The sequence below is a fragment of the Massilia sp. AB1 genome (genome assembly GCF_018119385.1).
Classification (GTDB): domain Bacteria; phylum Pseudomonadota; class Gammaproteobacteria; order Burkholderiales; family Burkholderiaceae_D; genus Telluria.
Map to the genome: position 1 here is coordinate 65,478 of NZ_JAGKSG010000013.1, position 26,071 is coordinate 91,548.

Sequence of the window (26,071 nt, forward strand, 5' to 3'; positions counted from 1 at the left end):
GGGCAGCACCCAATCTTCTTTGTACAGGCGAGGTGAAAATGACTCGGAACAATTTCAGTTACGAAAAGCGTCAGCGGGAACTCGAAAAGAAGCGCAAGGCCGAGGAAAAGGCCAAGCGCAAACTGGAGGCTAAAAACGCCCCTGCCGAGCCGGAAGGCGGCGCCACGGAGGCTTCGGAGCAGCCTGGGTTGGATACGGACGCGCCGCAAGAACTGTCCTGAGCCATGCGGGAAAACCGCGTTGCGCCGGCTTGGCAAGCCGGCGCCTGTCGCGGATAAAGGGAGGCGGGCCGTCCGCAAGTGTTCCGGCCCGCGGTGTTCGGTGGCGCGTAGGCTCGATCCGCATCGGGATCGAGCTCAGTGCGCATGGTTGAACTATAAAGATTGCGGTTTGCGTCATCCAGCGGGATGCGACGAGCCGACGTCTGGGCGGCATGAAATGCGTTAGCCGGGGATGAAATGCGTGCCGCCTGCCTGGTTTGCGGGCACGCGAACCGTCAATCCGCCGCCGTCCTGAACTCGCCGCGCGACGGATAGAGGCGCAGGCGCGCCAGCACCTGGCCGTGGTCCGAGGCTTCGGGCAGGCCCAGGTTCAGGTGGTCGTTCAGGTAGACCACGTTGCTCACTTCGCCAATCGCTTCCGGCAGGGCGTGGTTGAACTCGGGCGAAACCAGGATGTGGTCGATGGTGGAGTGGCGCCGGTCGTGCAGGATAGAAAAGCCGACGTCGCGGCCGTTGTCCTGCTGGCGCTGCACGCGGAAGGCGTCGTACATGCGGTCCGCCGGCGGCGTACCTTCGCCCAGCACGATCTCGGTGGTGACCGAATCGGCCACGTCGTTGAAGTCGCCCATCACGATGCGCGGGCGGCGCCGGGCGTGGGCCATGTCGGTGAGCAGCACTCGCAGGGCGGTGGCCTCGGTGCCGCGCCTTATCAGCGAGCGCAGGCAGGCGAGGGCGTACAGGTGCGGGTCGTCGCCGCTGTCGCTGGAGCGGTAGTCGGGACGGCGCGACTTGAGGTGCACCACGATCACGTCCACGACCACGCCGGGCGCGAGCTCGATGGCCGCGTGCAAAGGAGCGCGCGTGAAGCGGTCCGGGTCGCGGCTGCCGGGCGGCATGGCGACATTGTCAGGAAACATGCTCAGGGCCCGGCCCGGTTCGGCCAGCGGCAGGCGCGACACCAGGGCCACGCTGGGCGTCAGGCGCGAAGCGCTGGGATCGGGATCGAAGCCGACGTGGGCGGCATCGCGGTAGCGCCGGGTGCGCGCCAGCACTTCCTTCAGCACGGACTGGGAAAAGATTTCCTGGAAGCCGATCACGTCGGCATCGAGCAGGTCGACCTGGTGCGCGGTCCAGGCGAGCTTGGCCTCGTATTCCTCTGGCGTGAACGGCGCGAGATTGTCGTACAGGTGCGCGCCGGGCGGGGCCAGGTTGAATGTGTTGAAGGTGGCAAAGCGAATTTCTTCCTGCATAATAGAAACCCCTTTATGTTCGTCTTTAGCGTACCACGCATGGCCAAGAAAGAGCACGTGTCAGAGACACCCGCCACACAATTCCTGCGCAAACACCAGGTCGCTTTTTCCGAGCATCCCTACGAGTACGAAGAACATGGCGGCACCGCCGTGTCCTCGCGCGCGCTGGGCGTGCCGGAGCACGACGTGGTCAAGACCCTGGTGATGCAGGACGAGGCGGCCAAGCCGCTGATCGTCCTGATGCATGGCGACTGCAAGGTCTCGACCAAGAACCTGGCGCGCGCCATCCCCTGCAAGTCGGTCGAACCCTGCAAGCCGGACGTGGCCCAGCGCCATTCGGGCTACATGGTGGGCGGCACCTCGCCCTTCGGCATCCGCAAGGCGATGCCGGTCTTCGTCGAGGAGAGCATCCTGGCCCTGGACAAGATATACATCAATGGCGGACGGCGCGGCTACCTGGTCGGCATCGATCCGCGCGTGCTGGTGGACGTGCTGAAAGCACGGCCGGTGCAATGCGCCCTGGCCGAGTGACTATCCCCGAAGCATGGTGTATATTCACGGGCCGGTTTTGCTGGCTTATTAAAAAAGAGACAAGATGAACCCAACGATTGCCACCATCATCGCCACGATTGCCGCCTACCTGATCGGCTCGATTTCCTTCGCCGTGGTCGTGAGCCACGCCTTTGGCCTGGCCGACCCGCGCACCTACGGCTCCAAGAACCCGGGCGCCACCAACGTCCTGCGCAGCGGCAGCAAGAAGGCCGCCATCGCCACCTTGGTGGGCGACTGCCTCAAGGGCTGGCTGGCCGTCTGGCTGGCCGTGCATTTCGGCCCGCAGTACGGACTGGAAGAGGGAAGCATCGCCCTGGTGGCGCTGGCCGTCTTCATCGGCCACCTGTGGCCGGTGTTTTTCAAGTTCGTGGGCGGCAAGGGCGTCGCGACCGCGCTCGGCGTGCTGCTCGGCATTAACCCGTGGCTGGGCCTGGCGACCGCGGCCACCTGGCTGATCGTGGCCTATGCCTTCCGCTATTCCTCGCTGGCGGCGCTGATCGCCTCGGTGTTCGCGCCCTTCTACTACGGCCTGCTGTTCGGCGCCGACGAGATCCTGTTCGCCGTGTTCATCATGAGCGGGCTGCTGCTGTGGCGCCACAGCGCGAACATCGCCAATCTGCTGGCCGGCAAGGAGTCCAGGATCGGCAGCAAGGCGGCGGGCGCCAAGAAGAAATAAGGCCCCGCGCGCCCGAAATCCGGCCAGGCGTTACCATATCCGTTTGGCGGCACGCCCGTGCCGCAACGGACAAGAAAGGTGGTGCGCTGTGACCAAGCAACTCAGGATCGATTTTGTATCGGACGTCTCGTGCCCATGGTGCGCGATCGGTCTGAAGTCGCTGGACACGGCGCTGGGCCGCGTCGGCGCCGAGGTCCAGGCGGACCTGCATTTCCAGCCCTTCGAGCTGAACCCCGACATGGGCCCGGACGGACAGGACATCGTCGAGCACATCACCGAGAAGTACGGCGCCACGGCCGAGCAGCAGGCCCAGACCCGCGAGGCGATCCGCCAGCGCGGCGCTGACGTCGGCTTCGTGTTCGACATGGAGCGGCGCGGCCGCATCTACAACACCTTCGACGCTCACCGCCTGCTGTCCTGGGCGGAGCAGGAAGGGCGCCAGCGCGAGCTCAAGGAAGCGCTGTTCAGCGCTTACTTCACCCATTGCGAGGATCCCAGCAACCACGAGGTGCTGCTGCGCGCGGTGGGGCATGCGGGGCTGGACCGCGAAGTGGCGGCGCGCATCCTGAACTCGAACGAATTCGCGGAGGAGGTGCGTGAGCGCGAGCAGTTCTTCCAGCGGGCGGGGATCCGGTCGGTGCCGGCGATTATCATCAACCAGAAGCACCTGATCTCGGGCGGGCAGCCGCCGGAGGTGTTCGAGAGGGCGTTGAGGGAGATTGCGGCTAAAGAGTAATTGAGGTGGTGCGCCTCAAGCCAGCTCCAGCACCACCGGCTGATGATCCGACGCCGCCGTCTCCGACAGCACATCCAGCACCTTCACCCGCTCCGCCAGATCCTCGGTCACGAAGAAATAGTCATAGCACTCAGGCCGCTCCGGCCACGGATACCCGTGCAGCCCGGCGGTCGGTGCGCGCGCTGTGTCGCCGTGGACGATGCGCCAGGCGTCGCGCAGCGCCAGCTCGCCCTGTGCGGGCGCGGCCAGCATGGCCTCGTAATCGGGTGACGCGGGCGCGAAATTGAAGTCGCCGCACAGGATCGCCGACCCGGGCCGGAAGCCCAGCTGGAAGGGCGCATCCAGGTTCGGATCCGGCTGGAAGATGCGCGCGCGGGCACAGGCTTCCGCATGCAGCTCGCGCACGCGCGCAACCTGCGCCATGCGCTGGCGCGCCGAATAGTATTCCAGGTGGGTGGTCATCAGGCGCAGCTTGCCGCCGGGCGCGTCGATCACGGTTTCCAGCAGGCCGCGCGGCATGCCGGCCGGGCTTTCGGGATCGGCCGGCCAGGGCAGCAGGTGGCGATGCACCTGCGAGATGCGGTATTTCGAGAGGATCAGGTTGCCGAACAGGCGGGGAACGTTGTTCTTGTAGATCTCGCTGGGAGCGTGCTCCATCAGGTGGTAGCCGCCGAAGGCGCCGCCCAGCTGCTTGAACTGGTTCGCGGTCGCGCTGCCTTCCAGCTCCGGGTGGTTCGCCGCCACCTCCTGCAGGCAGACCACATCCGGATTGAGGCGGCGCAGCACGTCGATGATCGCATGAATGCGGATCCTTCCGTCCTTGCCACAACCCCAATGAATATTCCAGCTCACCACGCGCATCACTCACCTCCGTAAAACTTGACCGTCGGATATTGCCACCGTTTGGCGGTCGACGGTCACACCGTAGGATCGATGTCAAGCTTGCAAGTTCAGGCGAAACCCTAGAATTTATGCGGCTTCCAGCTCGTCCAGGGGCCAGCGCGGACGCACGTTGAAGGCGTAATCGCGCTGCGCCAGGTCCGGATTGCGTTCCAGGCGCATGGCGCCCGCGAAGGCGATCATGGCGCCGTTATCGGTGCAGAACTCCAGTTCAGGATAATAGACCTTGAACTTGCGTTTTACAGCAGCCGCGTCCAGCGAGGCGCGCAGCTGGCGGTTGGCGCCCACGCCGCCGGCGATCACCAGGCGCTTCAGGCCCGTGTGGCGCAGCGCGTTCACGCACTTGGCGGTGAGGACGTCGACGATCGCGTCGACGAAGCCGCGCGCGATATTCGCCTTGTCCTGCTCGCAGATATTGGCCACCACCTTTTCCTCGTGGTTCTTCACCACCGTGAGCACGGCCGTCTTCAGGCCCGAGAAGCTGAAGTTGAAGTCCTTCGAGTGCAGCATCGGGCGCGGCAGGGTGTAGGCGTCGGGATCGCCGAATTCCGCCAGGCGCGAGATCGCCGGGCCGCCGGGATAGCCCAGGCCGAGCAGCTTGGCCGACTTGTCGAAGGCTTCGCCGGCCGCGTCGTCCAGGGTCTCGCCCAGCAGGGTGTAGCGGCCGACGCCGTCCACGCGCATCAGCTGGGTGTGGCCGCCCGAGACCAGCAGGGCGATGAAGGGGAACTCCGGACGCTCCGTCGCCAGCAGCGGCGACAGCAAATGGCCTTCGAGGTGGTGCACGCCCAGCACCGGCTTGTCGAGCGCCAGCGCCAGCGAGCAGGCCACCGAGGAACCGACCAGCAGCGCGCCGGCCAGGCCGGGACCCTGGGTGTAGGCGACGGCATCGATGGCGGACATCGGAATGCCGGCGCGCCTGATCGTTTCCTCCAGCAGCGGCAGGGCGCGGCGGATGTGGTCGCGCGAAGCCAGTTCCGGCACCACGCCGCCATACTCCTCGTGCATGGCGACCTGCGAATGCAGGGCATGGGACAGCAGCCCGCGCTCGGTGTCATACAGAGCCAGGCCGGTTTCATCGCAGGAGGATTCGACGCCGAGTACGATCATGGGAAAAAGCCGGTGAGAAAGATGCAGAAGGCGGGATTTTACCGTAGGGTGGACCGGGACGCGTAGTCGGCTCCGCCGTCCACGCGGTGATAGTTAGCAGTGGAACGCGTGGACGGGAGACCCGTCCACCCTACGGGCGCTGCAGCAGCTCGGCATGCGCGCTGCGCAGCATCGCTTCCGTCTCTTCCCAGCCGATGCAGCCGTCGGTCACCGAGCAGCCGTACTTCAGCTGCGACAGGTCTTCCGGAATCGGCTGGCTGCCCGACACGATGTTCGACTCGATCATCACGCCCACCAGCGACTGGTTGCCATGGCGGATCTGCTGGATCACGTCCGACATCACCAGCGGCTGCAGTTCCGGCTTCTTGTAGCTGTTCGCGTGCGAGCAGTCCACCACCAGGTTGGCCGGCAGCCCGGCTTTCTTGAGCGCCTGCTCGGCGATCGCCACCGACACCGAATCGTAATTCGGACGGCCGCCGCCGCCGCGCAGCACCACGTGGCCGTAGGCGTTGCCGCTGGTGCGCACGATCGACACCGTGCCCTGGTCGTTGATGCCGAGGAAGGCGTGCGGATTGGCCGAGGACAGCACGGCGTTGACCGCGATGCTGACGTCGCCGTCGGTGCCGTTCTTGAAGCCGACCGGGGTCGACAGGCCGGAAGACATCTCGCGGTGGGTCTGGGATTCGGTGGTGCGCGCGCCGATCGCGGTCCAGGCGATCAGGTCGCCCAGGTATTGCGGCGAGATCGGGTCCAGCGCCTCGGTCGCGGTCGGCAGGCCGAGCTCGCACACGTCCAGCAGGAAGCGGCGCGCGCGCTCCATGCCCTCGTCAACGCGGAAGGAGTCATCCATGAACGGATCGTTGATATAGCCCTTCCAGCCGGTGGTCGTACGCGGCTTCTCGAAATACACGCGCATCACCAGCACCATGGTGTCCGCGACCTCGGTCTGCAGCGTCTTCAGGCGGCGCGCATAGTCCAGGCCGGCTTCCGGATCGTGGATCGAGCAGGGGCCGACCACGACGAACAGGCGGTGGTCCTTGCGGTCGAGAATATTGCGCAGCGTCTCGCGGCCCTGCATCACGGTGGTGAAGGCGCGGTCGGTCAGCGGCAGCTTGGCGTGCAGCTCGACCGGGGTGGGCATCCGCGCGAAGGAGCTGACGTTGGTGTTTTCGATATCGGGCGTGATGATCATGGTGCTAATCAATGTTTTCTTTAGGGAGTTGACCAGTGTAGACGCAAATTGCTGCACTTGCACACCCGCGCGCAAAATTCGCCGGCGGGCCAAAGGGGAGGGCGCCTGCAGCCGGTCCGCAATCCCGTGTATCCTTTTGCCATGAACACGGACATCGAGAGCTTTGCCGCCGCCCCCTTCATCAAGGAAATCGGCCGCGGCGTGAAGGGTGCGCGCAGCATGTCGCGCGAGGACGCGGGCCGCCTCTACGGCGCCATGCTGGACGGCCGGGTCTCGGACCTGGAACTGGGCGCGATCCTGCTGGCCATGCGCATCAAGGGCGAATCGGTGGAGGAGCTGGCCGGCTTCATGGACGCCGCCGAAGCCTCGTTCGCGCCGCTGTCGGCGCCCGCGGGCCCCTTCGCCCCGGTCCTGATTCCCAGCTATAACGGTGCGCGCAAGCTGGCCAACCTGACGCCGCTGCTGGCCCTGCTGCTGGCGCGCGAAGGCGTGCCGGTGCTGGTGCACGGCGTGCGCCTCGACCCGGGGCGGGTGACGACGGCCGAGATCCTGGCCGAGCTCGGCCTGGCGGAAGCCGGTTCGACGGCCGACATGCAGGATGCCTTCGCGGCGGGCCGGCCGGCCTTCCTGCCGATCGAGCGCCTGGCGCCGAAGCTGGCGCACATGCTTTCGCTGCGCCGCATCCTCGGCGTGCGCAACTCGACCCATACCCTGGTCAAGATCCTGCAGCCTTTCGAGGGGCCGGCGCTGCGCCTGGTTTCCTACACCCACCCCGAGTACCTGGAGACGCTGGGGGAGTACTTCACCGGCGCCGCGCCGGCGGAGCGCGGCGACGCCTTCCTGATGCGCGGGACCGAGGGCGAGACGGTGGCCAATCCGCACCGGGCCCAGCAGATCGACTGGTTCCACGCCGGCAGCCGCACGGTCCTGGTCGAACGCGACGCGCCCGCCGACGAGCTGGCCGAGGTGCCGGACACCCGTGATGCGGCCGCGACCGCCGCCTGGATCGCGCGCGCGCTGGCGGGGGAAGTGCCGGTGCCGCGTCCTATCCTGGCCCAGGTGGCCCAGTGCGTACAGGTGGCGCGCGCGCTGCGGGCCTGATCGCGGCGGGCCGGTTCGCCCTCCATCCTTCAGTTTTGCCTGTTCTTCACTGTTCGCAGCCGGGCCACCCTGGCTGCGTTCGTGTTTAGCGTTGGCTCTAAACAACGTGTTGGACTAGGCAATTTAGAGTCAGGGATCTAAAACCCGGGACGCATTTTCCCTGTCCCGAAGCCTAATTTTTCCCATAAATTTCGGTTATGTTCTGCTAAGTTTAGGTAATTGATGGCCAAATGTTGTATGCTCAAGTAATTAATTAACAATTAATTTTCATAAGAGCAATGGTATTTGAGTAAGTTTGTTGTAAGGAAAGTGATTTTCCTCAAGAAAGCGGCTATTATTTTTGCGCAACATAGCAAAACGATACTGAGCGGCAATATCTGCTGTTATTGAGAAGATATTGCTGGACGGCGTCGTTAGAAAAACGTTCGGCTTTACGCCGGTCCGCCAATTTCTGAAGGATGACCAGAATGACCAAGCAACTCCGCATCACCTCGAACCGTTTCGCTTTCGCCGCCCTGGCGCTGGCTGCCGCCGTTGCCGCCGGCAGCGTGCACGCCGCCGTCGCGACCGCCTCCTCGACCAGCACCGTGATCGCCCCGATCCAGATCTCCAAGGTCACCGACCTGTCCTTCGGCAGCTTCGCACCGGGCGCGACCCCGGGCACGGTCACCATCAGCCCGAACAGCAGCCGCGCCGTCAGCGGCGGCGTGGTGGCTGCAGGCGGCACCAGCACCGCGGCGCAGTTCAACGTGACCGGTGAAACCGGCCTGAACTATTCGATCACCCTGGGCGGCTCGGCCACCCTGGCATCGGGTTCGGACACCATGGCCTTCACCTCGATCAGCGACCTGAGCGCCAGCGCAGCCACTTCGGGTAACGTGACGAGCGGCACCCTGAGCTCCGGCGCGCAGTCGATCTACGTCGGCGGCGTGCTGACCGTTGCCGCCAACCAGGCGGCCGGCACCTACACCGGCAGCGTGACCGCCACCGTCGAGTACAACTAAGCGGCAAGCGGCGTCGGAGCCCGACCGTGTCTGCACGCCGCATGTTTTCCTGCCGTTTGCTCCTTCCGGCGCTGCTGCTCATGCTGTCCCTGGCGCCATCCGGCGCCAGCGCGCAGCAGGTCATGATCTCGAACACCCGCAGCCTGGACTTCGGGCGCTTCGTGGCCGGCAGCGGCGGCACCGTGGTGATCGGCCCCACCGGCCTGCGTTCCCGCACCGGCGCCGTCGTCCTGCTCAATTCCCCGTCCGCCAGCCAGGCGAACTTCACTGTCTCCAAGAGCAGCAACGGCGGCGGCAACAAGGCCGTGATCATTTCGCTGCCCGGCAATGGACAAATCAGGCTTAACAGCGGCAGCAACAGCATGGCCGTGAACAGCTTTACCAGCTCGCCAAGCGGAATGCTTCCCTCTGTACCGGTCAGCGGCACGCCGCTGGCGGTCGGGGCCACCCTCACGGTGGCGCCGAACCAGGCGCCGGGGGTGTACAGCGGTTCGTTTTCGGTGATCGTTAATTTCCAGTAGACCCGTCAAGTAGGACCATATGATGTTTCGCCTGCAGTTTCCCGCCTTTTTCATGCGCCTGATCGGCGCCTTGTCCTTGCTGACCCTGTGCGCTCCCGCACACGCCGAGCTGATGCTGCACCCGACCCGCATCGTATTCGAGCAGAACCAGCGCGCCGCCCAGATCGAGCTGATCAACAATGGAACCAAGCCGGCCAGCTACCGCATCGCACTAGTCAACCGCCGCATGACCGAGGCCGGCCAGTTCGAACCGGCCGACACCCCGGCGCCGGGCGAGCATTTCGCCGACAGCATGCTGCGCTACTCGCCGCGCCAGATCACCCTGCAGCCGGGCACCGCCCAGACCGTGCGCGTCATGCTGCGCAAGCCGGCCGACCTGGCCGAGGGCGAATACCGTTCGCACCTGCTGTTCGACAAGCTGCCGGATGCGGAAGGCGAGAGCAGCATCGAGCAGCGCGGCCAGAACAGCGGTATCGGCGTGGTCATGAACGCCCTGGTGGGCGCGTCGGTGCCGGTGATCGTGCGCCACGGGAAAGTGGACGCCAGCATCAAGCTGGCCGGCCTCGCCCTGCAATACGACGCCACCCGCCGGCCCCTGCTGACCATGCGCCTCGAGCGCGAGGGCAGCGGCTCGGTCTACGGCGACGTGAGCGTCAGCTTCACGCCGCGCGGCGGCAAGACCACCACGGTGGGCCAGGTGGGCGGCATCGCCGTCTACACCCCCAACCGCGTGCGCCAGGCCGCGCTGCCGCTGCAGCTGCCGGCCGGCCTGAACCTGTCCGGCGGCACCCTCGAGGCCGTGTTCCGCGAACGTCCGGAAGCGGGCGGCAAGCCGCTGGCCCAGGCCAGCCTGGCGCTGCCGTGATCCGCCCGGCGAAGCTTCACTAGCCACGCACGTTCATGCGGGTCGTCCGGACGGCTTGTCTGCTCGCAGGCATGGCGCTGCTGCCTGCGCTGCTGTCCGCCTATGCGCCGCCGGCCGCGGCCGCGCCCTTGCGCGCGCCGGAAGCCAATCTGGTCCTGCTGGAAGTCCGGCTCGGCAACCAGCTGCTGTCCGACGCCGTGACCGGCTACGAGATCGGGCGCGACGTCTACCTGCCGCTGGGCGAAATGGCGCGCCTGCTGACCCTGGCCATCCGCGTGACGCCGGGCGAGGGGCGCGCCAGCGGCTATATCCTGAACGAGGAACGGGCCTTCAGCCTCGACGTGCCGGGGCGCGTGGCCGACATCGCCGGCCGCCACGAAGAGCTCGACCGCGCGCAATTCAAGCTGCTCTCCGACGACATCTACGTGGCCAGCAAGCTGATGGCGCGCTGGCTGCCGGTCGACCTCGACCTGGACATGTCCAGCCTGGCGCTCAAGGTGAAGCCGCGCGAGCAGCTGCCGATCCAGGCGCGCCTGGCGCGGCGCGAGCGCGGCAGCCTGCCTGGCATGCCGGGCGGCTATGCCGACCCCGGCTATCCACGCCTGTCCACGCCTTACCGCCTGGTCGACACCCCCTTCATCGACCAGACCATCGGACTGGCGACCACCAGCGTGGGCGGACGGCGCCAGACCGAAGCCGCCTACACGGCCTACCTGACCACCGACCTGGCGGGCATGGAAGCCGCGCTGTACGCGAGCCGCAACCGCCACGACCCCGACGCCGGGCTGCGCCTGACCCTGGGGCGCCACGATCCCGACGCCGGCCTGCTTGGCCCCTTGCGGGCGCGCACCGCCTTGTTCGGCAGCGTGCCGGTGCCGGGCGTGGCGAATGTCTCCGCCAGCAGCCCCACCGGCAATGGCGCCGTCCTCAGCAACCGTCCGCTCAACCAGCCCACCAGCTTCGACCGCCACACCTTGCAGGGCGCGCTGCCGCCGGGCTGGGACGTCGAGCTGTACTACAACGATGCGCTGGTCGGCTTCCAGCAGTCGCGCGGCGACGGCAAGTACAGCTTCGAGGACCAGCCGCTTGCCTACGGTCCCAACGAGTTCCGCCTGGTGTTCCATGGCCCGCTGGGGCAGCTGCGCGTGGAGCGCCAGAGCTTCCTGCTGGAGCAGTCGGCCGTGCCGCGCGGCGCGCTGTACTACGACCTGGCCGCGCACCGCGACCGCTTCGGCCACCAGCGCGCGCTGGCGCAGTTCGAGTGGGGCGCCAGCGACTGGCTCAACGCCACCGGCGGCTGGCAGCGCCTGGCCTTGCCGGACGGCGTGCAGCGCGGCTACGCCAACCTGGGCTTGCGCAGCTACTGGAAGGGCATGATCGCCACCGTCGATGCGGTCCATGGCGACGACGGCGGCAAGCTGGCCCAGCTCGGCCTCAAGACGCGCCTGGGCCAGGTATCCCTGTCGGCCAGCCGGGCGACCCTGGACCGCTTCAGCAGCGAGTTCTTTTCGCCCAGCGCCGACCCGGTGAAGACCAGGGACGAGCTGCGCGCCGAAGGCGTGGTCGCGCCCGGCGGATCCAGTTTCTACCCGCTGGCGCTGCAAGTGCGCCACGACCGGCTGGCCTCGGGCACCCGCAATATCGACCTGCAGGGACGGATCGCGGCCTACCGCGACGGCATCGCCCTCAGCAACACCCTGCGCTGGCAGTCGCTGGGCGGCCACGACATGGCGGACGGCCTGTTCCAGGTGAGCCGCCGGGTGGCCGGCATCGGCCTCACGGGGCAGCTGCAATACCTGATCGCGCCGGACGCGGGGCTGGGGAGCGCCGCGCTCACCGCCGACTACTACCTGAACGACGGCTACATGCTGAACCTGGGCCTGACGCGTGCGTTCCACGAGCGCGAGACGCGCCTGGCCGGCGCGCTCAACAAGAGCCTGGGCACCTATGGGCTGGGCGTGAACGCCTTCTACACGAACCGGCGCGATTACGGCCTGGGCGTGCAGTTCTTCATGGCCATGGGCTGGGAGCCGCGCGCCATGCGCATGACGATGGATGCGCAGCCGATGGCGAACATGGGCGCGGCTTCGGTGCGCGTCTTCCTCGACAAGAACCTGGACGGCGTGATGGACGAGGCCGACGAGCCGATCGGCGGTGCGGGCATCACGGTCAACGGCGCCAGCTACCTGGCGCGCACCAACGCGGCCGGGCTGGCCACCCTGGCGCGCCTGCCGGCGCACCAGCACACCGACATCGCGGTCGACCCGAACTCGCTGGACGACCCGCAATGGCAGCCGCGCACGCCGGGCGTGCGCATCGTGCCGCGCCCGGGCAAGGTCAGCAGCATCGACTTCCCCGTGGGCGTGACCGGGGAGGTGGATGGCACCACCTACCTCTACGCCAACGGCGCGCGGCGCGCGATCGGGGACCTGCGGCTGGAAGTGGTCGACAGCCGCCGCAAGGTGGTGGCGAGCGCGGTCAGCGCGGCGGATGGGTATTACGTGATCACGGGGATTTTCCCGGGAGAGTACTTCCTGCGGGTGCAGCCGGAGCAGCTCAAGCGGCTGGGGCTGACGGATACGGGGATGCACGTCATTACCATCGGGAAGGAGGGGACCGTGCTCAATGGGAGGGATCTGGATGTGCGGGCGGAGGATGGGGCGTGAGTTTTCGTGCGAACCGATAACCGCACCACCTTCCGCACCCCCACCTGAACCGTATACAATGGCCGGTTTGGCGAATCGCACCCCACCCCAAGCATGGCAAAACAATACGACGTAGCAGTAATCGGCGCAGGCGCCGCCGGCATGATGTGCGCGGCGGTCGCCGGCCAGCAGGGCAAGCGCGTGGTGCTGCTCGACCACGCCGCCAAACTGGCCGAGAAGATCCGCATCTCCGGTGGCGGCCGCTGCAATTTCACCAACATCAACGCCGGCCCGGCGAACTTCCTGTCCCAGAACCCGCACTTCTGCCGCAGCGCGCTGTCGCGCTACACCGCGCAGGATTTCCTGGCCCTGGTGAAGAAGCACCGCATCGCTTATCACGAGAAGCACAAGGGCCAGCTGTTCTGCGACGACTCGTCCGAACGCATCATCGCCATGCTGCGCGCCGAATGCGAAGCCGGCGCCGTCCACCTGCGCATGCCCTGCAAGATCGCCGGCGTGCAAAAGACCGAAACCGGCTTCACGGTCGCCACGGACGGCGGCGAGCTGGAAGTGGCTAGCGTGGTGGTCGCCACCGGCGGCCTGTCGATTCCGAAGATCGGCGCCACCGACCTGGGCTATCGCCTCGCCACCCAGTTCGGCCTGAACGTGATCGAGACCCGCCCCGGCCTGGTGCCGCTGACCTTCGACGGTCCTAGCTGGGAGCCCTTCGCCCCGCTGGCCGGCATCGCCCTCGAAGTCGACGTCAGCACTGGCAGCGGCAAAGGGAAGGGCGCCCTCCGCGGCCAGTTCCGCGAAGACCTGCTGTTCACCCATCGCGGCCTGTCGGGCCCGGCGATCCTGCAGATCTCCAGCTACTGGCAGCCCGGCACGCCGATCGTGCTCGACCTGCTGCCCGATATGGACGTGGCCGAGACCCTCATCGGCGCCAAGAAGACGGAAAAGAAGCAGCTGGGCAATGTGCTGGCCCAATGGCTGCCGGCGCGCCTGGCCGACGGCCTGCTGGCCGGGAACGGCTTCGACCCGGGGGCGCGCCTGGCCGATATGCCGGACGCCAGGCTGCGCAAGCTGGGCGACGCCATCAACCGCTGGGCCATCGTGCCGACCGGCTCGGAAGGCTACAGGAAGGCCGAGGTGACCCTGGGCGGCGTCGACACGCGCGAGCTGTCGCAGCAGACCATGATGGCGAACAAGGTGCCGGGCTTGTACTTCATCGGCGAGGCGATGGACGTGACCGGCTGGCTGGGCGGCTACAACTTCCAGTGGGCCTGGGCCTCGGGCGTCGCGGCCGGCCTGGCGCTGGCTTCCCAATGACGTGGTAATTCAGGCACAAGTTGATAAAAGCTTTTACTGATACGGAAAAGCTGCTAGAATTTCGTTCTTCCCTAAATCCAACGGTTTGATTTTTACATGACCACTATCCGCCTTAAAGAAAACGAGCCGTTCGAAGTCGCTATGCGTCGCTTCAAGCGCACTATCGAAAAGACCGGTCTGTTGACGGAACTGCGCGCTCGCGAGTTCTACGAAAAGCCGACTGCTGAGCGCAAGCGCAAGCTGGCAGCTGCCGTGAAGCGCCACTACAAGCGCATCCGCAGCCAGCAACTGCCGAAGAAACTGTACTAAGACCGTCCAGTGGCCTGGACCCGGTGACGGCGAGACCTGTCCCGGCGAGTCGCTGACGTCAGCAAGCCCGCTCCGGTTGTCACCGCGGCGGGTTTTGTCGTTTATACCCATCGAACAGAATACGGAGAATCCATGAGCCTGAAAGCACAACTGACCGACGACATGAAAGCAGCCATGCGCGCCAAGGAAAGCGCCCGCCTGGCCACCGTTCGCCTGATCATCGCCGAGATCAAGCGCAAGGAAGTCGACGAGCAGATCGAGCTGAACGACGACCAGGTCGTGGCCGTGATCGAGAAGATGGTCAAGCAGCGCAAGGATTCCATCTCGCAATTCGAAGCGGGCGGCCGTGCCGACCTGGCCGAGATCGAGAAGAGCGAGCTGGCTATCCTGTCGGCCTACATGCCGGCCGGCCTGTCGGACGAGGAAGTCGCCGCCGAAGTCGCCGCCGCGGTGGCCGCTACCGGCGCCGCCGGTCCGCAGGACATGGGCAAGGTGATGGGCGTGCTCAAGCCGAAGCTGGCTGGCCGCGCGGACATGACCGTGGTGTCGGGTTTGGTCAAGAAGGCATTGACCGGCGCCTAAAAGGCCTGCGCGCGTAATAGTATTTAGTTAGCAGCGAAACCGGCGAAGGCCGGAACCCAAGTTGCATGAGCTATCGAAACGCTTAACTTAGGTTCCGGCCTTCGCCGGAACGACGAGGATGCGCTAACTCGTTGGCAACACGCCCGAGCGTGCTCCGAGCAGGCCCACACCGGCCTGCATCTTGTTGCATGTCAACTTGCGGCGAGCGCTGCGGTATAGTCTGAGGCTAGACAAACACTGAGTAACTAAGTGATTCCGCAATCTTTCATTACCGATTTGCTCAACCGTGTCGACATCGTCGACGTGGTCGGCCGCTACGTCCAGCTCAAGAAGGGCGGGGCCAACTACATGGGCCTGTGCCCATTCCATAACGAAAAATCCCCCAGCTTCACCGTCAGCCCCACCAAGCAGTTCTATCACTGCTTCGGCTGCGGCGCCCACGGCACCGCGATCGGCTTCCTGATCGAATACTCGGGCCTGGGCTTCGTCGACGCCGTCAAGGACCTGGCCCAGAACGTGGGCATGGTCGTCCCGGACGCCGACGACAAGATCCCGCCGGCCCAGCGCGCCGCCCAGCAAGCCCAGTCGCTGGCCATGACCGACGCGCTCAACCAGGCCTGCAGCTACTACCGCGCCCAGCTGCGCGAAGCGCCGCACGCCATCGCCTATTTAAAGAGCCGCGGCCTGACCGGCGAGATCGCCGCCCGCTTCGGCATGGGCTACGCGCCCGGCGGCTGGGACAATCTGCGCTCCGTCTTCCCCGACTACGACGCCCAGGCCCTGGTCGAATCCGGCCTGGTGATCGACAAGGTGGACGAAGAGGGCAACCGCCACAAGCGCTACGACCGTTTCCGCGAGCGCGTGATGTTCCCGATCCGGAACACCAAGGGCCAGGTGATCGGCTTCGGCGGCCGCGTGCTCGACGGCGGCGAACCGAAATACCTGAACTCGCCGGAAACCCCGCTGTTCCAGAAAGGCCTGGAGCTCTACGGCTTGTTCGAGGCGCGCCAGGCGATCCGCGACGCCGGCTACGTGCTGGTGACCGAGGGCTACATGGACGTGGTGGCGCTGGCCCAGCTCGGTTTCCCGCAGGCCGTGGCCACGCTCGGCACCGCCTGCACCAGCACCCACGTGCAAAAGCTGCTGCGCCAGACCGACAACGTCATCTTCAGCTTCGACGGCGACAAGGCCGGCCGCCGCGCCGCCCGCCGCGCGCTGGACGCCTGCCTGCCGCAAGTGTCCGACGACAAGACCATCAAGTTCCTGTTCCTGCCGCAAGAGCACGACCCGGACAGCTTCGTGCGCGAGCGCGGCGCCGAAGCCTTCGAGCAGGAAATCCACGACGCCATGCCGCTGTCGCAGTTTCTGCTGCGCGAAGTGACTCAGGAGCACGACCTCGACACGCCCGAGGGCCGGGCCCACGCCCAGTTCGAGGCCAAGCCGCTGCTGCAGGCCATGAGCCCGTCGGCGCTGCGCCTGCAAATCGTGCGCGGCCTGGCCAGCATGACCCAGTCGACGCCGGCGGAACTCGAAAGCCTGTTCGAGTTGTCCAAGCCAGTGTCGGTCGCGCGCCGTGCGCCGCCGCGCCAGGGCCGCCCGGTGCCGGTGGGGCTGGAGCGCCAGATATTGCGCATCTTGGTTTCCCATCCGCACCTGGCCCTGCTGCTGGACGAGGCGGCCCTGGCTTCCTTCGACCATTTCGGAGAAGAATCGGCCGAGCGCATGCGCCACTTGGTGCTCACGGCCCAGGCGCTGGGCGAGGGCGGCACTTTTGCGGCGCTGTCGCAGCTGTTGACGGAGGAAACCACCGAGTACGACCAGATGATCGCCGAGATCGGCGCGGAGCCGGAATCGGAAGTCGATGCGGACCGCATATGGCTGCTCAGCGCTGTGCGCCAAATCAAGATGGATGCGTTAAAACAGGAACTTAACCAGTTGTTTTCTTCTGGCTTGACCCCAGATCAGGTAAGTACTCGCTATCGCGAGATTACAGCTCAGCAGGACGTCCTGGCCCGTGAAGCGGCCGCTGACATGTCCCCTCGATGAGCCTGGGCAAGCCCCAGTGTTCGCAACTGGAAAAAAGAGGGGTGCGTGCTATAATAAAACGCTAACTATTGCAACTGTTGAAACCATTTTTGGTTCAATCGCGGCGTGGTGTTTCAGTTAGCGAGGCAACGGAAGATTGCCTGCAGGGTGATGTAAGGTAACAAAACTTTATCTTTAACCATCGTAAAGTTAGTGTCGTTGTGACATCGAAAGCGCCTGTGCCAACTAAGAAACCCGAGACCAAAGTGGCTGCGAAAACCACGAGAGCATCCGCCGCCAAGGTGGAAAAATCGCAAGACAAGGCTGAGGTTCGTACGGCGAACCCGGCGCCTGTCAGTCAGACGACCGATGCGGCCGCCCTGGCCGCGATCGATACGTCCGGCTACGTCCTGCCGTCCGTCAAGGTGCCGGGACGCCGTGGCCGCAAGCCCAAAGAATTCACGCCCGAGAACGACGAGATCGCCGCACTGAACGCGGTCGAGCGCGCCGAACTGAAGGCCGCGGACAAGGCCAAGGCCAAGGACCGCAAGGCCAAGGAAAAAGCGCTGCTCAAGGACGCCTTCTCGTCCGACACCGAAGCCAGCGAGGAGGAGCTCGAGCTGCGCCGCAACAAGCTCAAGGCCCTGATCAAGTCGGGCAAGGAGCGCGGCTTCCTCACGTACTCCGAGATCAACGACCACCTGCCGGACAACATTGTCGATCCGGAAGCGATCGAAGGCATCATCGGCACCTTCAACGACATGGGCATTGCCGTCTACGAGCACGCCCCTGACGCCGAGACCCTGCTGCTGTCCGACAATGTCGCCACCGTCACGAGCGATGATGAAGCCGAGGCTGCCGCCGAAGCCGCGCTGTCGACCGTCGACTCCGACTTCGGTCGTACCACCGACCCGGTGCGCATGTACATGCGCGAGATGGGTTCGGTCGAACTGCTGACCCGCGAAGGCGAGATTGAGATCGCCAAGCGCATTGAAGACGGCCTGAAGGACATGATCCAGGCCATCTCCGCCTGCCCGGTCACCATCGCCGAGATCATCGACGCCGCCAGCAAGATCGAGAAGGACGAGATCAAGATCGACGAGATCGTCGACGGCATGGTCGACCCGGACGAAGACGAGCAAACCTCGCCGACCGCCGTCGCCCCGACCTCGACCGATGACGAGGACGAAGACGAAGAGGACGAAGAGGAAGAGGAAGAAGAGGAAGAGGAAGCATCGGGCGCATCCGGCGCGGCCGGCTACTCGGCCGAGCAGCTGGAAGCCCTGAAAGTGTCCGCCCTCGGGAAGTTCGACCAGATTGCCCAGCAATTCGACAAGATGCGCAAGGCTTTCGAGAAGGACGGCTACAACTCCAAGGCCTACGTCAAGGCGCAGGAAGCGATCTCCAACGAACTGCTGGGCATCCGCTTCACCGCCAAGGTCGTCGAAAAGCTGTGCGACACCCTGCGCGGCCAGGTCGACGAAGTGCGCCACATCGAGAAGCAGATCCTGGACGTGGCCGTGAACCGCTGCGGCATGCCGCGCGCTCACTTCATCAAGGTCTTCCCGGGCAACGAAACCAACCTGGAATGGGTGGATGGCGAAGTCAACGCCGGCCACGCCTACAGCGCGATCCTGGGCCGCAACATCCCGACCATCAAGGAACTGCAGCAGCGCCTGATCGACCTGCAAGCGCGCGTCGTGCTGCCGCTGCCGGACCTGCGCAACATCAACCGCCAGATGGCGGCCGGTGAAATGAAGGCGCGCAAGGCCAAGCGCGAGATGACCGAGGCCAACCTGCGCCTGGTGATCTCGATCGCCAAGAAGTACACCAACCGCGGCCTGCAATTCCTCGACCTGATCCAGGAAGGCAATATCGGCCTGATGAAGGCGGTGGACAAGTTCGAATACCGCCGCGGCTACAAGTTCTCGACCTATGCGACGTGGTGGATCCGCCAGGCCATCACCCGTTCGATCGCGGACCAGGCGCGCACGATCCGTATTCCGGTGCACATGATCGAAACGATCAACAAGATGAACCGGATCTCGCGCCAGATCCTGCAGGAGACCGGCGCCGAGCCCGATCCGGCGACCCTCGCGATCAAGATGGAAATGCCGGAAGACAAAATCCGGAAGATCATGAAGATCGCGAAAGAGCCGATTTCGATGGAAACGCCGATCGGCGACGACGACGATTCGCATCTGGGCGACTTCATCGAGGACAACAACACGCTGGCGCCGTCGGATGCGGCCCTGCATGCCTCGATGCGCGGCGTGGTGAAGGATGTGCTGGACTCGCTGACCCCGCGCGAAGCCAAGGTGCTGCGCATGCGCTTCGGTATCGAGATGTCGACCGACCACACCCTGGAAGAGGTGGGCAAGCAGTTCGACGTGACCCGCGAGCGTATTCGCCAGATCGAGGCGAAGGCGCTGCGCAAGCTGCGTCACCCGTCGCGTTCTGACAAGCTGAAGAGCTTCCTGGAGGGTAGCAACTGATTAGAGCAGCTAGACCTTGACGGACCTGCGCTAAAAGCAATATGCTCTCGCCACTTCGCTCATCCGGTTCCGCACCGGTGAGCCGGTGGCGAGTTCTTCTCCACTGTCCCGATTTCTGGGCCTCTAGCTCATGCCTGGTTAGAGCAGCGGACTCATAATCCGTTGGTGCCCGGTTCGACTCCGGGGAGGCCTACCAAGAAAAACAAAAGCTTACGCGAATTTTCCGCGTAAGCTTTTTCCCTTTCTGGTCCATTTCTGGTCCATGGAGTTTTTTTACCTCTTCCAAACCTCTGCTGCCAATGGCAGCTCGTTTAGCTCGCCACGTGCTTCACGCCAGCTGGGGTAATGCTCATCAAGGATTGCGATAAAGCGATCATTGTGGGTTGGCTCAATCAAATGGGCCATTTCATGCACGACGACGTACTCTAGCAAATCCTTCGGCTTTTTCACCAGTTCCGTATTGAGGCGGATGTTTCTCTCTGCGTGATTGCAACTGCCCCATTTGGTTTTCATCCGTTGTAGGAAGTAGCCGGAAACGCTGACCTTGAGCTTTCTTTCCCACTTTTGAATAAGGTGTGGCACGACCTCATGCAGCAGAGACTTGTGCCACTCATGCATCACCTCCGCGCGCTTTTCTGCGCTGCTGCCTGGACGAACAATCAGGGTGAACCGCTTGTTGCTGACGATAACGGTGGGCTTTACATCCTGGTAGCCCACCGTCATCAGGTAGCGCCGCCCCCAAACGTGGTGGCTCTCACGCTCAACGTATTGGCGTGGCGTTTCCCGTGCCTGGCATTCCAGCTTTTTCTGCTGGTCACGAATCCAGACCAACTTGGAGATCGCGTAGGCACGGGCTACTTCTAGGCGAGTGCTGGTTGGGGCGGCAAGGGTCACACGTCCATCAGGCGGATGAACGGTGAGGTGGACATTCTTGATGTCCTTCCTAATTACCGCGATCGAAATCTCGCCCAGTTGGATCGTCTCGTTCATCAGTACCCCGGTTGGTTCTTGATGATCTCAAAAATAGCCTGCGTCGCCATCCGATCCCGCAACATGATGGGGAACAGGGCGTTAAGTACTTGCTTCTCACGCGTGTCATCACCTTTCCAGCCTGCCGGTGCCTGCTCTCGCATCGCCTGATCGAGTTCGAGCGCGAGCTTCGCCTTGCCATCGTCGTTAGTCGGGCAAACGAAAGTTGCGGCCGGAATGCTCGCCAGATTGTTGAATAGCGCGATGGCCTCCGGGTGTCCGTTGAGCACGTGCGGATGGCTGCCCGTATTCTTTGCCACCATCTTTTTCACCAACTCTTCGGCCTTCTGGAGAAATTTCTCGTAGGCAGCGGTGTCGTCGCGCTTTTGCTTGATCAGGTCTTCGAGCAGCTTGGAGATCTCGTCGTAAAACTTCGGATCAGTCAGTTGGTCCCGAATGATCGTCTTGCGGACGTTGTTGATGATGCCTTCAGAAATCGCATTTCTCGACAGCTTGCCCTTCTGGTTGAGCTTCTTGGCAATGGCGTCGTGAATGCCGGTTTCGATAATCAGTTCGGTCAGAGAGAGCGAGCTGAGATTTCCCAAATCGTCAGCTGGGTCTGCTTGGATGTAAGTGTTTATGAGGTGGCGCATATCCGCCTCATAAGGCTTGATGTCCAGCTCTTCGCCTGAATGCTTCTTGATCGCCGTGCGGGTGTCGGCGTAGAACTCGATCTCTGTTTCGAGTGCAGCAATATCGGCCGCTGAATACCCTGCGTCTTCAAGGTTCTGGGCAATTGCTGCATAGGCTCGCAGGAATGCGGCTGCCGACTTATAAAACGAGATGCGCAGCGGTTCGGTGTTCAGTAACGCTTCTGGATCGTTGGCATCACCGCAGAAATAGTGGAGGTACTGCTCCATCTCGCGGGGCATGGCCACCGGCTCACACAAGTAGCGCAGTGCTTCCCGGGAAGCATCGAGCTGCGCCTTGCCTTCCTTCAGCCAGTCTTTCACGGCTACGTTTCCGTCATCGCCACCTTCGTCAATGTCCAGCTCGTCCGAGGTGTAAACGGCGATGGAGTCCTGCACCTTCTCGAACAGCTCTTTGTAGTCGACGATGTGGCCATAGTCCTTGTCGTCGCCGTCGAGCCGGTTTGTGCGGCAGATAGCCTGGAACAGGTTGTGATCGCGCAGATCGTTGTCGAGGTAGATGTAGGTGCAGGAAGGCGCATCAAAACCGGTCAGCAATTTGCTCACCACGATTAGCAGCTTCAGATTGGCAGGCTCCTCGATGAAGCGCTGCTTGGTCTTGTCCTCGTAGTCCTTAGTGGTCTGATCTTTCTGCAGGACGTGCTGGGTGTAGGTGTCGAACTTGTAGCGCTCGTCGCTGTCCTTGGGCTCGCGCGAAATCGCGTTGTGATTGGGCTCGTAGGACGTAATGATTCCGCAGTACTTACCGAACGACGTGTTCTGGAACAAACGGAAGTAGTGGCAGGCGTCGTAGATGGAGGCTGCCACCAGAATAGCCGTTCCCCGGTCATTGTTCAGACGCGGCTGGACACCGAAGTCGTGGATGATGTCGGCAATGATGCGCTGCTTGCGCTCACCAGCACTCATTAGCTCTTCCATCGTTACCCAACGTTTGCGCAGAACCGACCGCTGGAAGTTGTTCAGCCCCTTGGTCTTCTGGTCGAACCAAGCATCGATGGCCTTTTTTGAAGTCAGTCGCTGCGGCACATCACGCGCTTCGTATTTCAGGTCGAGCACCACCTTGTCAGCCACCGCTTCGTCAAACTTGTAAGTATGGATGTAAGTGCCGAAAACCTCGCGGGTGGTTTGCTTGTCTTTGCGCAGCAGAGGCGTGCCGGTGAAACCGATGAAGATGGCGTTCTCCAACCACCGTTTCATCTGCTTGTTCATGTCGCCGCCTTGCGTGCGATGACATTCATCGACGAAGACGTAGATACGGCCGGCAACCTTGGGAGGCTCTCCTTTCAGGTCAGTCGTATCAAACTTGTGGATCAGCGCGCACATCAGCCGCGGCGTGGCCGCCCCTAGCTTTTCAACCAGTTCCGCGCGAGAGGTGATGCGCGGCGATGCCGCATCTTCGCCAATCACGCCTGCATTGCGCATCACACCCACGATTTGCTTGTCCAGCTCATCGCGGTCAGTAATGACCAGGACACGGGCGTGCGGGTCATACTCCAGCAGCCACTTGGCAATCAGCACCATCAGAATGCTCTTGCCGCTGCCTTGGGTGTGCCAGATCACACCACCTTCCTGCTGCTTCACCCGCTCCTGGGCCGCTTTCACGCCGTGGTATTGATGGACGCGAGGTACCTTCTTCTGCCCGCCATCAAAGATGATGAAGTTGCGGATCAGATCCAGCAGGCGCACCTTGTCAAACATTTGCGCCAGCGGCTGATCCAGCAGAGCACCTTCAGCAAGTGGCCCTGATGTGGTGGTGCCTTTATCTTTGCGTTCCTTCCACTCCACAAAGAACTTCTCAGGGGTGCCAGTGGTACCGTAGCGCAAACCCTGCGAGTCGCTGCCCGCCAGCACCAACTGCACCGTGCTGAAGAAGCCCTTGTTGAAAATCTCTTCTTGATTGGTGATGAGCTGGCGAACACCGTCGGCCACCTCCACCGAGCTGCGTTTCAACTCAATGACGGCAATGGCGATGCCATTGATGTAAACCACCAGATCTGGCCGACGCTCATAGCCGCCCCGCAAGGTGACTTCTTCGGCGAGGCCAAAGTCGTTGTTGCTGGGCGTTGCCCAATCGATGAGGTGTACGGTCTCATGCGCCTGCCCGGCTGCAGTCTGCACCGGCACGCCATAGCGCAGCAGTTGGTAGGTGCGCAGATTGGCTTGATACAGGGTGATGCCGGTTGAGTCGGCGGCGGTCAGGAGCTTTTGTAGCGCAGCAGAAATGTGTGTATCGGAATAGCCACGCCTCCCGAGGTTGCTGCGTAGCAAGTCAGCTTCGATAGGTCGGTTTTTGTCGCGTTTACTCCACTCGCCCAAGTGATCGTAGCCAAGGCAGTCAGAGCGACTCACATCTGTAAACAGGGCTGCAACGCGGTTTTGCGTCTTGCGCTCAGAGCGGGCTTGTTCAGACATGGCTTTCCTCCTTGGTATTCAGACGCGTTTTGCCCGTGAGCAGCTCCTGCATCATGGCTTGTTTGATGTTGCGGGTTTTGTCTCGGCGGGCTTCGAAGGTTGAGATCTCGGCATCCATTTCGGCGATGGCTCGCGTGATAGCCGACTGCTCTTCTTTTGTTGGAGGCGCCAGCAACTTCAAAGGCCTGGATCGCCACGACTATCGTAGACACTCCTGAGCCATAATGTCGGGCACAAGGAGAAAATATGAGCGGGAAGCGGTACACAGAGGAATTCAAGATTGCAGCTGTCAAGCAAGTGGCGCAGGGCGGTCACGCGGCGGGCGAAGTGGCAGCACGGCTCGGGATAAGCATCCACAGCCTGTACGCCTGGACGAAGCGCTATAGCGTACCCGAGGCGGAGCGCAAGGTTGCCGATAGCCAGTCCGACGAGATGCGGCGCCTGAGGGCCGAGCTCAAGCGCGTCACCGAGGAGCGTGACATCTTGAAAAAGGCCGCGGTGTACTTTGCCAAGACGTCCGGGTAAGGTACACCTTAATTGCTCAGTTACAGGACCAGTTCCCGGTACGCCGGCTGTGCAAAGTGCTCGAGGTGCATCCGAGCGGCTTCTATGCTTGGCGCCTGAACCCTGAAAGCAAGCGAGCCAGAGAAGACAAGCGCCTACTCGTGCCGATCAAGGAATCGTGGCTGGAAAGCGGCAGCGTGTACGGCTATCGCAAGGTCAGCGACGATCTGCGCGAGCTCGGTGAACAATGCGGTATCAATCGCGTCCACCGTCTTATGAGATCGGCCGGAATTCGTTCGCAAACCGGCTACGCCAAGCGGAAATATAAACGTGGCGGTGCCCCTTCGCTGGTAGCGCCTAATCATCTGCAGCGCCAGTTCGACGTGCAGGAACCCAACCGCGTTTGGGTGACCGATATTACGTACATTCGCACTTACGAAGGCTGGCTTTATCTGGCCGTTGTACTGGACCTGTTTTCGCGTCAGGTGGTTGGCTGGTCGATGAGTTCACGCATCGATCGCGAGCTGGCGATGAATGCGCTCTTGATGGCGGTCTGGCGGCGTCAGCCCAAGAATACGGTAATGGTGCATTCCGATCAGGGCAGTCAGTTCAGCAGCTACGACTGGCGCGACTTCCTGGACCAGCACAATCTGCAGCAAAGCATGAGTCGACGTGGGAACTGCCACGATAACGCCGTGGCCGAAAGCTTCTTCCAGCTCTTAAAAAGGGAACGGATCCGACGCAAAACCTACGGTACCCGGAATGAAGCAAAGCAGGATGTCTTCGATTACATCGAGATGTTTTACAATCCGAAGCGCCGGCACAGCTTCAGCAATGACTTGTCGCCGGTCGAGTATGAAAAGCAGTATTTCAAGCGGCTCGCGAGTGTCTAGGAAACTCGTGGCGATTCAGGTTGTACATTGCAGCGAGCCGTTTAAATTTTTAATTGTGGCAGCGCTAGCCGATGATGCCAGGTGCATGGGACCGTGCCCGCAGCTGCTCGCTGGCGTCTCGTTGTGGAAAGCTTCAAGACCACGAGATGGAGCCTCTGTACTTCAACAACTAAGCGATTCATCGGTGACTAACTGTGCTTTAACTACGATCGCCTGCGAAGCGCTTGCCACCCAAGAGCCCTATGCAAGCGCCGGGGCGAACCAGTTGGCACTTATTGCAGCGGACGGGATTACGCATCGAGGACATCTAAGATTTCGGCTTGCATGTGTTGGAGCGCATGAAGAACGTCTTTCTCCTTTAGCAGTGCTTTGATATCGGCTTCGAAGCGCACCAATAATTCAGAGAGTCCTGGACTGGACGCGGCCTCGTCATGAATCAGTTCCATGTAGATGTCGATAATTTCATCTGTGATCGTCGATAGGTCTGCTTGTGCGTCAATCATCGTATCGACGTGCGATGCCAGAATATCCGACAGTAAACCTGCGTTCGAGATTGTTGAGCAAACGAGTCCTTCACTACTCACTTCATAACCGATGACGTCTCCGCGGTGCGGACCGATCAAGTCAAGCGTGCGCCGCGAAGCCTTTTCGGCAATCTTATCCATGATGACTGACTCAATGGCTTCGACGTAGATGTTGCCCAATGCGTAGTCATCGCCAAAGGAGTCATATTTCGACGCATACGAGGTCAGAAATATCTGCCAATGCCTAGGCAAGAGCTCGATTTCGGAAGAAACGAGACTGCGGACGGTCGAATCCCAGTTGTCAGACAGGGAGCCTAATCCCATAACGTTGTCATCAAAGGGGCCTTCTTGAAGTACCCAACAGTACTCATCCCACATATGGCGTGCTGCAACATCACCGAACATGCCGACCGGCGATCGCGATTGCAGCTGGTTTATCGCAACTTGGACAATCCTGTCTACTTCCGGTTGGGATGCGGAATCTACGGCAGACAAAAGCTGCGAAATGCAATTTGGATCGATCTCGGTGCGATCGTTTTTCAT

The 26,071-nt window shown here is 62.9% G+C and carries 23 protein-coding genes and 1 tRNA gene; 16 read left to right on the plus strand and 8 right to left on the minus strand.

Annotated elements, in window-relative coordinates; all coding sequences use genetic code 11:
* The first annotated feature begins 38 nt into the window (after positions 1 to 38).
* Positions 39 to 221, plus strand: coding sequence for a hypothetical protein (locus tag J8847_RS10085; protein WP_211524565.1), 183 nt, complete (start codon positions 39 to 41; stop codon positions 219 to 221).
* 275 nt (positions 222 to 496) lie between these two features.
* Here J8847_RS10085 and J8847_RS10090 read toward each other — a convergent pair whose 3' ends face one another.
* Entirely contained in the window at positions 497 to 1,471 is a 975-nt protein-coding gene (locus tag J8847_RS10090) for an endonuclease/exonuclease/phosphatase family protein (RefSeq protein ID WP_211524566.1), read from the minus strand.
* Positions 1,472 to 1,510: 39 nt separating this feature from the next.
* Between J8847_RS10090 and ybaK the strand changes: the two genes are divergently transcribed.
* The 3 genes from ybaK to J8847_RS10105 all read left to right on the plus strand — a co-directional run bounded on the left by ybaK (position 1,511) and on the right by J8847_RS10105 (position 3,435).
* Positions 1,511 to 2,002 carry a Cys-tRNA(Pro) deacylase gene (gene ybaK / locus J8847_RS10095; protein WP_211524612.1) on the plus strand — a complete coding sequence of 164 codons (492 nt, stop codon included), beginning with the start codon at positions 1,511 to 1,513 and terminating at the stop codon, positions 2,000 to 2,002.
* Between the two features lie 64 nt (positions 2,003 to 2,066).
* The gene (plsY, locus tag J8847_RS10100; protein ID WP_229429687.1) at positions 2,067 to 2,699 is read left to right on the plus strand and encodes a glycerol-3-phosphate 1-O-acyltransferase PlsY; all 633 of its coding nucleotides are present in this window, start codon (positions 2,067 to 2,069) and stop codon (positions 2,697 to 2,699) included.
* Positions 2,700 to 2,787: 88 nt separating this feature from the next.
* A complete protein-coding gene (locus tag J8847_RS10105; RefSeq protein WP_211524567.1) occupies positions 2,788 to 3,435 on the plus strand; it encodes a DsbA family oxidoreductase in 648 nt (215 codons plus the stop codon).
* A gap of 15 nt (positions 3,436 to 3,450) precedes the next feature.
* Here J8847_RS10105 and J8847_RS10110 read toward each other — a convergent pair whose 3' ends face one another.
* The 3 genes from J8847_RS10110 to J8847_RS10120 all read right to left on the minus strand — a co-directional run bounded on the left by J8847_RS10110 (position 3,451) and on the right by J8847_RS10120 (position 6,637).
* Positions 3,451 to 4,296 (minus strand): endonuclease/exonuclease/phosphatase family protein, encoded by an 846-nt coding sequence (locus tag J8847_RS10110; RefSeq protein ID WP_211524568.1) that lies wholly within the window; start codon positions 4,294 to 4,296, stop codon positions 3,451 to 3,453.
* Between the two features lie 108 nt (positions 4,297 to 4,404).
* Complete coding sequence (gene tsaD / locus J8847_RS10115; protein WP_211524569.1) at positions 4,405 to 5,445, minus strand: tRNA (adenosine(37)-N6)-threonylcarbamoyltransferase complex transferase subunit TsaD; 1,041 nt, start codon at positions 5,443 to 5,445, stop codon at positions 4,405 to 4,407.
* A 130-nt stretch (positions 5,446 to 5,575) separates the two neighbouring features.
* A complete protein-coding gene (locus J8847_RS10120; protein ID WP_211524570.1) occupies positions 5,576 to 6,637 on the minus strand; it encodes a 3-deoxy-7-phosphoheptulonate synthase in 1,062 nt (353 codons plus the stop codon).
* A gap of 141 nt (positions 6,638 to 6,778) precedes the next feature.
* On the opposite strand from J8847_RS10120, the gene ybiB reads away from it, so the two are divergent.
* The 11 genes from ybiB (at position 6,779) to J8847_RS10175 (ending at position 19,712) form a co-directional block, all read left to right on the plus strand.
* Positions 6,779 to 7,738, plus strand: a complete 960-nt coding sequence (gene ybiB, locus J8847_RS10125) for a DNA-binding protein YbiB (protein ID WP_211524571.1) — start codon at positions 6,779 to 6,781, stop codon at positions 7,736 to 7,738.
* Positions 7,739 to 8,205: 467 nt separating this feature from the next.
* A complete protein-coding gene (locus J8847_RS10130; protein ID WP_211524572.1) occupies positions 8,206 to 8,742 on the plus strand; it encodes a DUF4402 domain-containing protein in 537 nt (178 codons plus the stop codon).
* Positions 8,743 to 8,768: 26 nt separating this feature from the next.
* The gene (locus tag J8847_RS10135; RefSeq protein ID WP_211524573.1) at positions 8,769 to 9,263 is read left to right on the plus strand and encodes a DUF4402 domain-containing protein; all 495 of its coding nucleotides are present in this window, start codon (positions 8,769 to 8,771) and stop codon (positions 9,261 to 9,263) included.
* A gap of 19 nt (positions 9,264 to 9,282) precedes the next feature.
* Entirely contained in the window at positions 9,283 to 10,128 is an 846-nt protein-coding gene (locus J8847_RS10140; protein ID WP_211524574.1) for a molecular chaperone, read from the plus strand.
* Between the two features lie 71 nt (positions 10,129 to 10,199).
* A complete protein-coding gene (locus J8847_RS10145) occupies positions 10,200 to 12,794 on the plus strand; it encodes a carboxypeptidase-like regulatory domain-containing protein (protein WP_211524575.1) in 2,595 nt (864 codons plus the stop codon).
* A 93-nt stretch (positions 12,795 to 12,887) separates the two neighbouring features.
* Positions 12,888 to 14,105, plus strand: a complete 1,218-nt coding sequence (locus J8847_RS10150) for an NAD(P)/FAD-dependent oxidoreductase (RefSeq protein ID WP_211524576.1) — start codon at positions 12,888 to 12,890, stop codon at positions 14,103 to 14,105.
* Between the two features lie 96 nt (positions 14,106 to 14,201).
* The gene (gene rpsU, locus J8847_RS10155; RefSeq protein WP_005665410.1) at positions 14,202 to 14,414 is read left to right on the plus strand and encodes a 30S ribosomal protein S21; all 213 of its coding nucleotides are present in this window, start codon (positions 14,202 to 14,204) and stop codon (positions 14,412 to 14,414) included.
* 132 nt (positions 14,415 to 14,546) lie between these two features.
* On the plus strand, positions 14,547 to 14,996 hold the full coding sequence (locus J8847_RS10160; protein ID WP_211524577.1) for a GatB/YqeY domain-containing protein: 450 nt from the start codon (positions 14,547 to 14,549) through the stop codon (positions 14,994 to 14,996).
* 249 nt (positions 14,997 to 15,245) lie between these two features.
* Positions 15,246 to 17,042: a DNA primase gene (dnaG, locus tag J8847_RS10165; protein ID WP_211524578.1), complete on the plus strand. Its 1,797-nt coding sequence runs from the start codon at positions 15,246 to 15,248 to the stop codon at positions 17,040 to 17,042.
* Between the two features lie 218 nt (positions 17,043 to 17,260).
* Positions 17,261 to 19,516, plus strand: coding sequence for an RNA polymerase sigma factor RpoD (gene rpoD, locus J8847_RS10170; protein WP_211524579.1), 2,256 nt, complete (start codon positions 17,261 to 17,263; stop codon positions 19,514 to 19,516).
* Positions 19,517 to 19,633: 117 nt separating this feature from the next.
* Positions 19,634 to 19,712, plus strand: a tRNA-Ile gene (locus tag J8847_RS10175).
* A gap of 77 nt (positions 19,713 to 19,789) precedes the next feature.
* On the opposite strand, the gene J8847_RS10180 is transcribed toward J8847_RS10175, so the two are convergent.
* From J8847_RS10180 to J8847_RS10190, 3 genes are read right to left on the minus strand one after another with little or no spacing between them, the layout of a single operon-like run.
* Positions 19,790 to 20,506 carry a M48 family metallopeptidase gene (locus J8847_RS10180; protein ID WP_211524580.1) on the minus strand — a complete coding sequence of 239 codons (717 nt, stop codon included), beginning with the start codon at positions 20,504 to 20,506 and terminating at the stop codon, positions 19,790 to 19,792.
* Positions 20,506 to 23,607 (minus strand): type I restriction endonuclease subunit R, encoded by a 3,102-nt coding sequence (locus J8847_RS10185; protein WP_211524581.1) that lies wholly within the window; start codon positions 23,605 to 23,607, stop codon positions 20,506 to 20,508. Before J8847_RS10185 ends, J8847_RS10180 begins: the two co-directional genes overlap by 1 nt.
* A complete protein-coding gene (locus J8847_RS10190) occupies positions 23,600 to 23,788 on the minus strand; it encodes a hypothetical protein (protein WP_211524582.1) in 189 nt (62 codons plus the stop codon). The genes J8847_RS10185 and J8847_RS10190 overlap by 8 nt, the downstream gene beginning before the upstream one ends.
* A 65-nt stretch (positions 23,789 to 23,853) precedes the next feature.
* Here J8847_RS10190 and J8847_RS10195 point away from each other — a divergent pair.
* Positions 23,854 to 25,004, plus strand: a protein-coding gene (locus J8847_RS10195; RefSeq protein WP_211524583.1) for an IS3 family transposase whose coding sequence is annotated in 2 segments (ribosomal slippage) — positions 23,854 to 24,094 and positions 24,094 to 25,004 — 1,152 coding nt in all. Because the reading frame shifts where the segments join, the coding sequence is not laid out codon by codon here.
* 290 nt (positions 25,005 to 25,294) lie between these two features.
* Here J8847_RS10195 and J8847_RS10200 read toward each other — a convergent pair.
* Positions 25,295 to 26,071: a hypothetical protein gene (locus J8847_RS10200; RefSeq protein WP_211524584.1), complete on the minus strand. Its 777-nt coding sequence runs from the start codon at positions 26,069 to 26,071 to the stop codon at positions 25,295 to 25,297.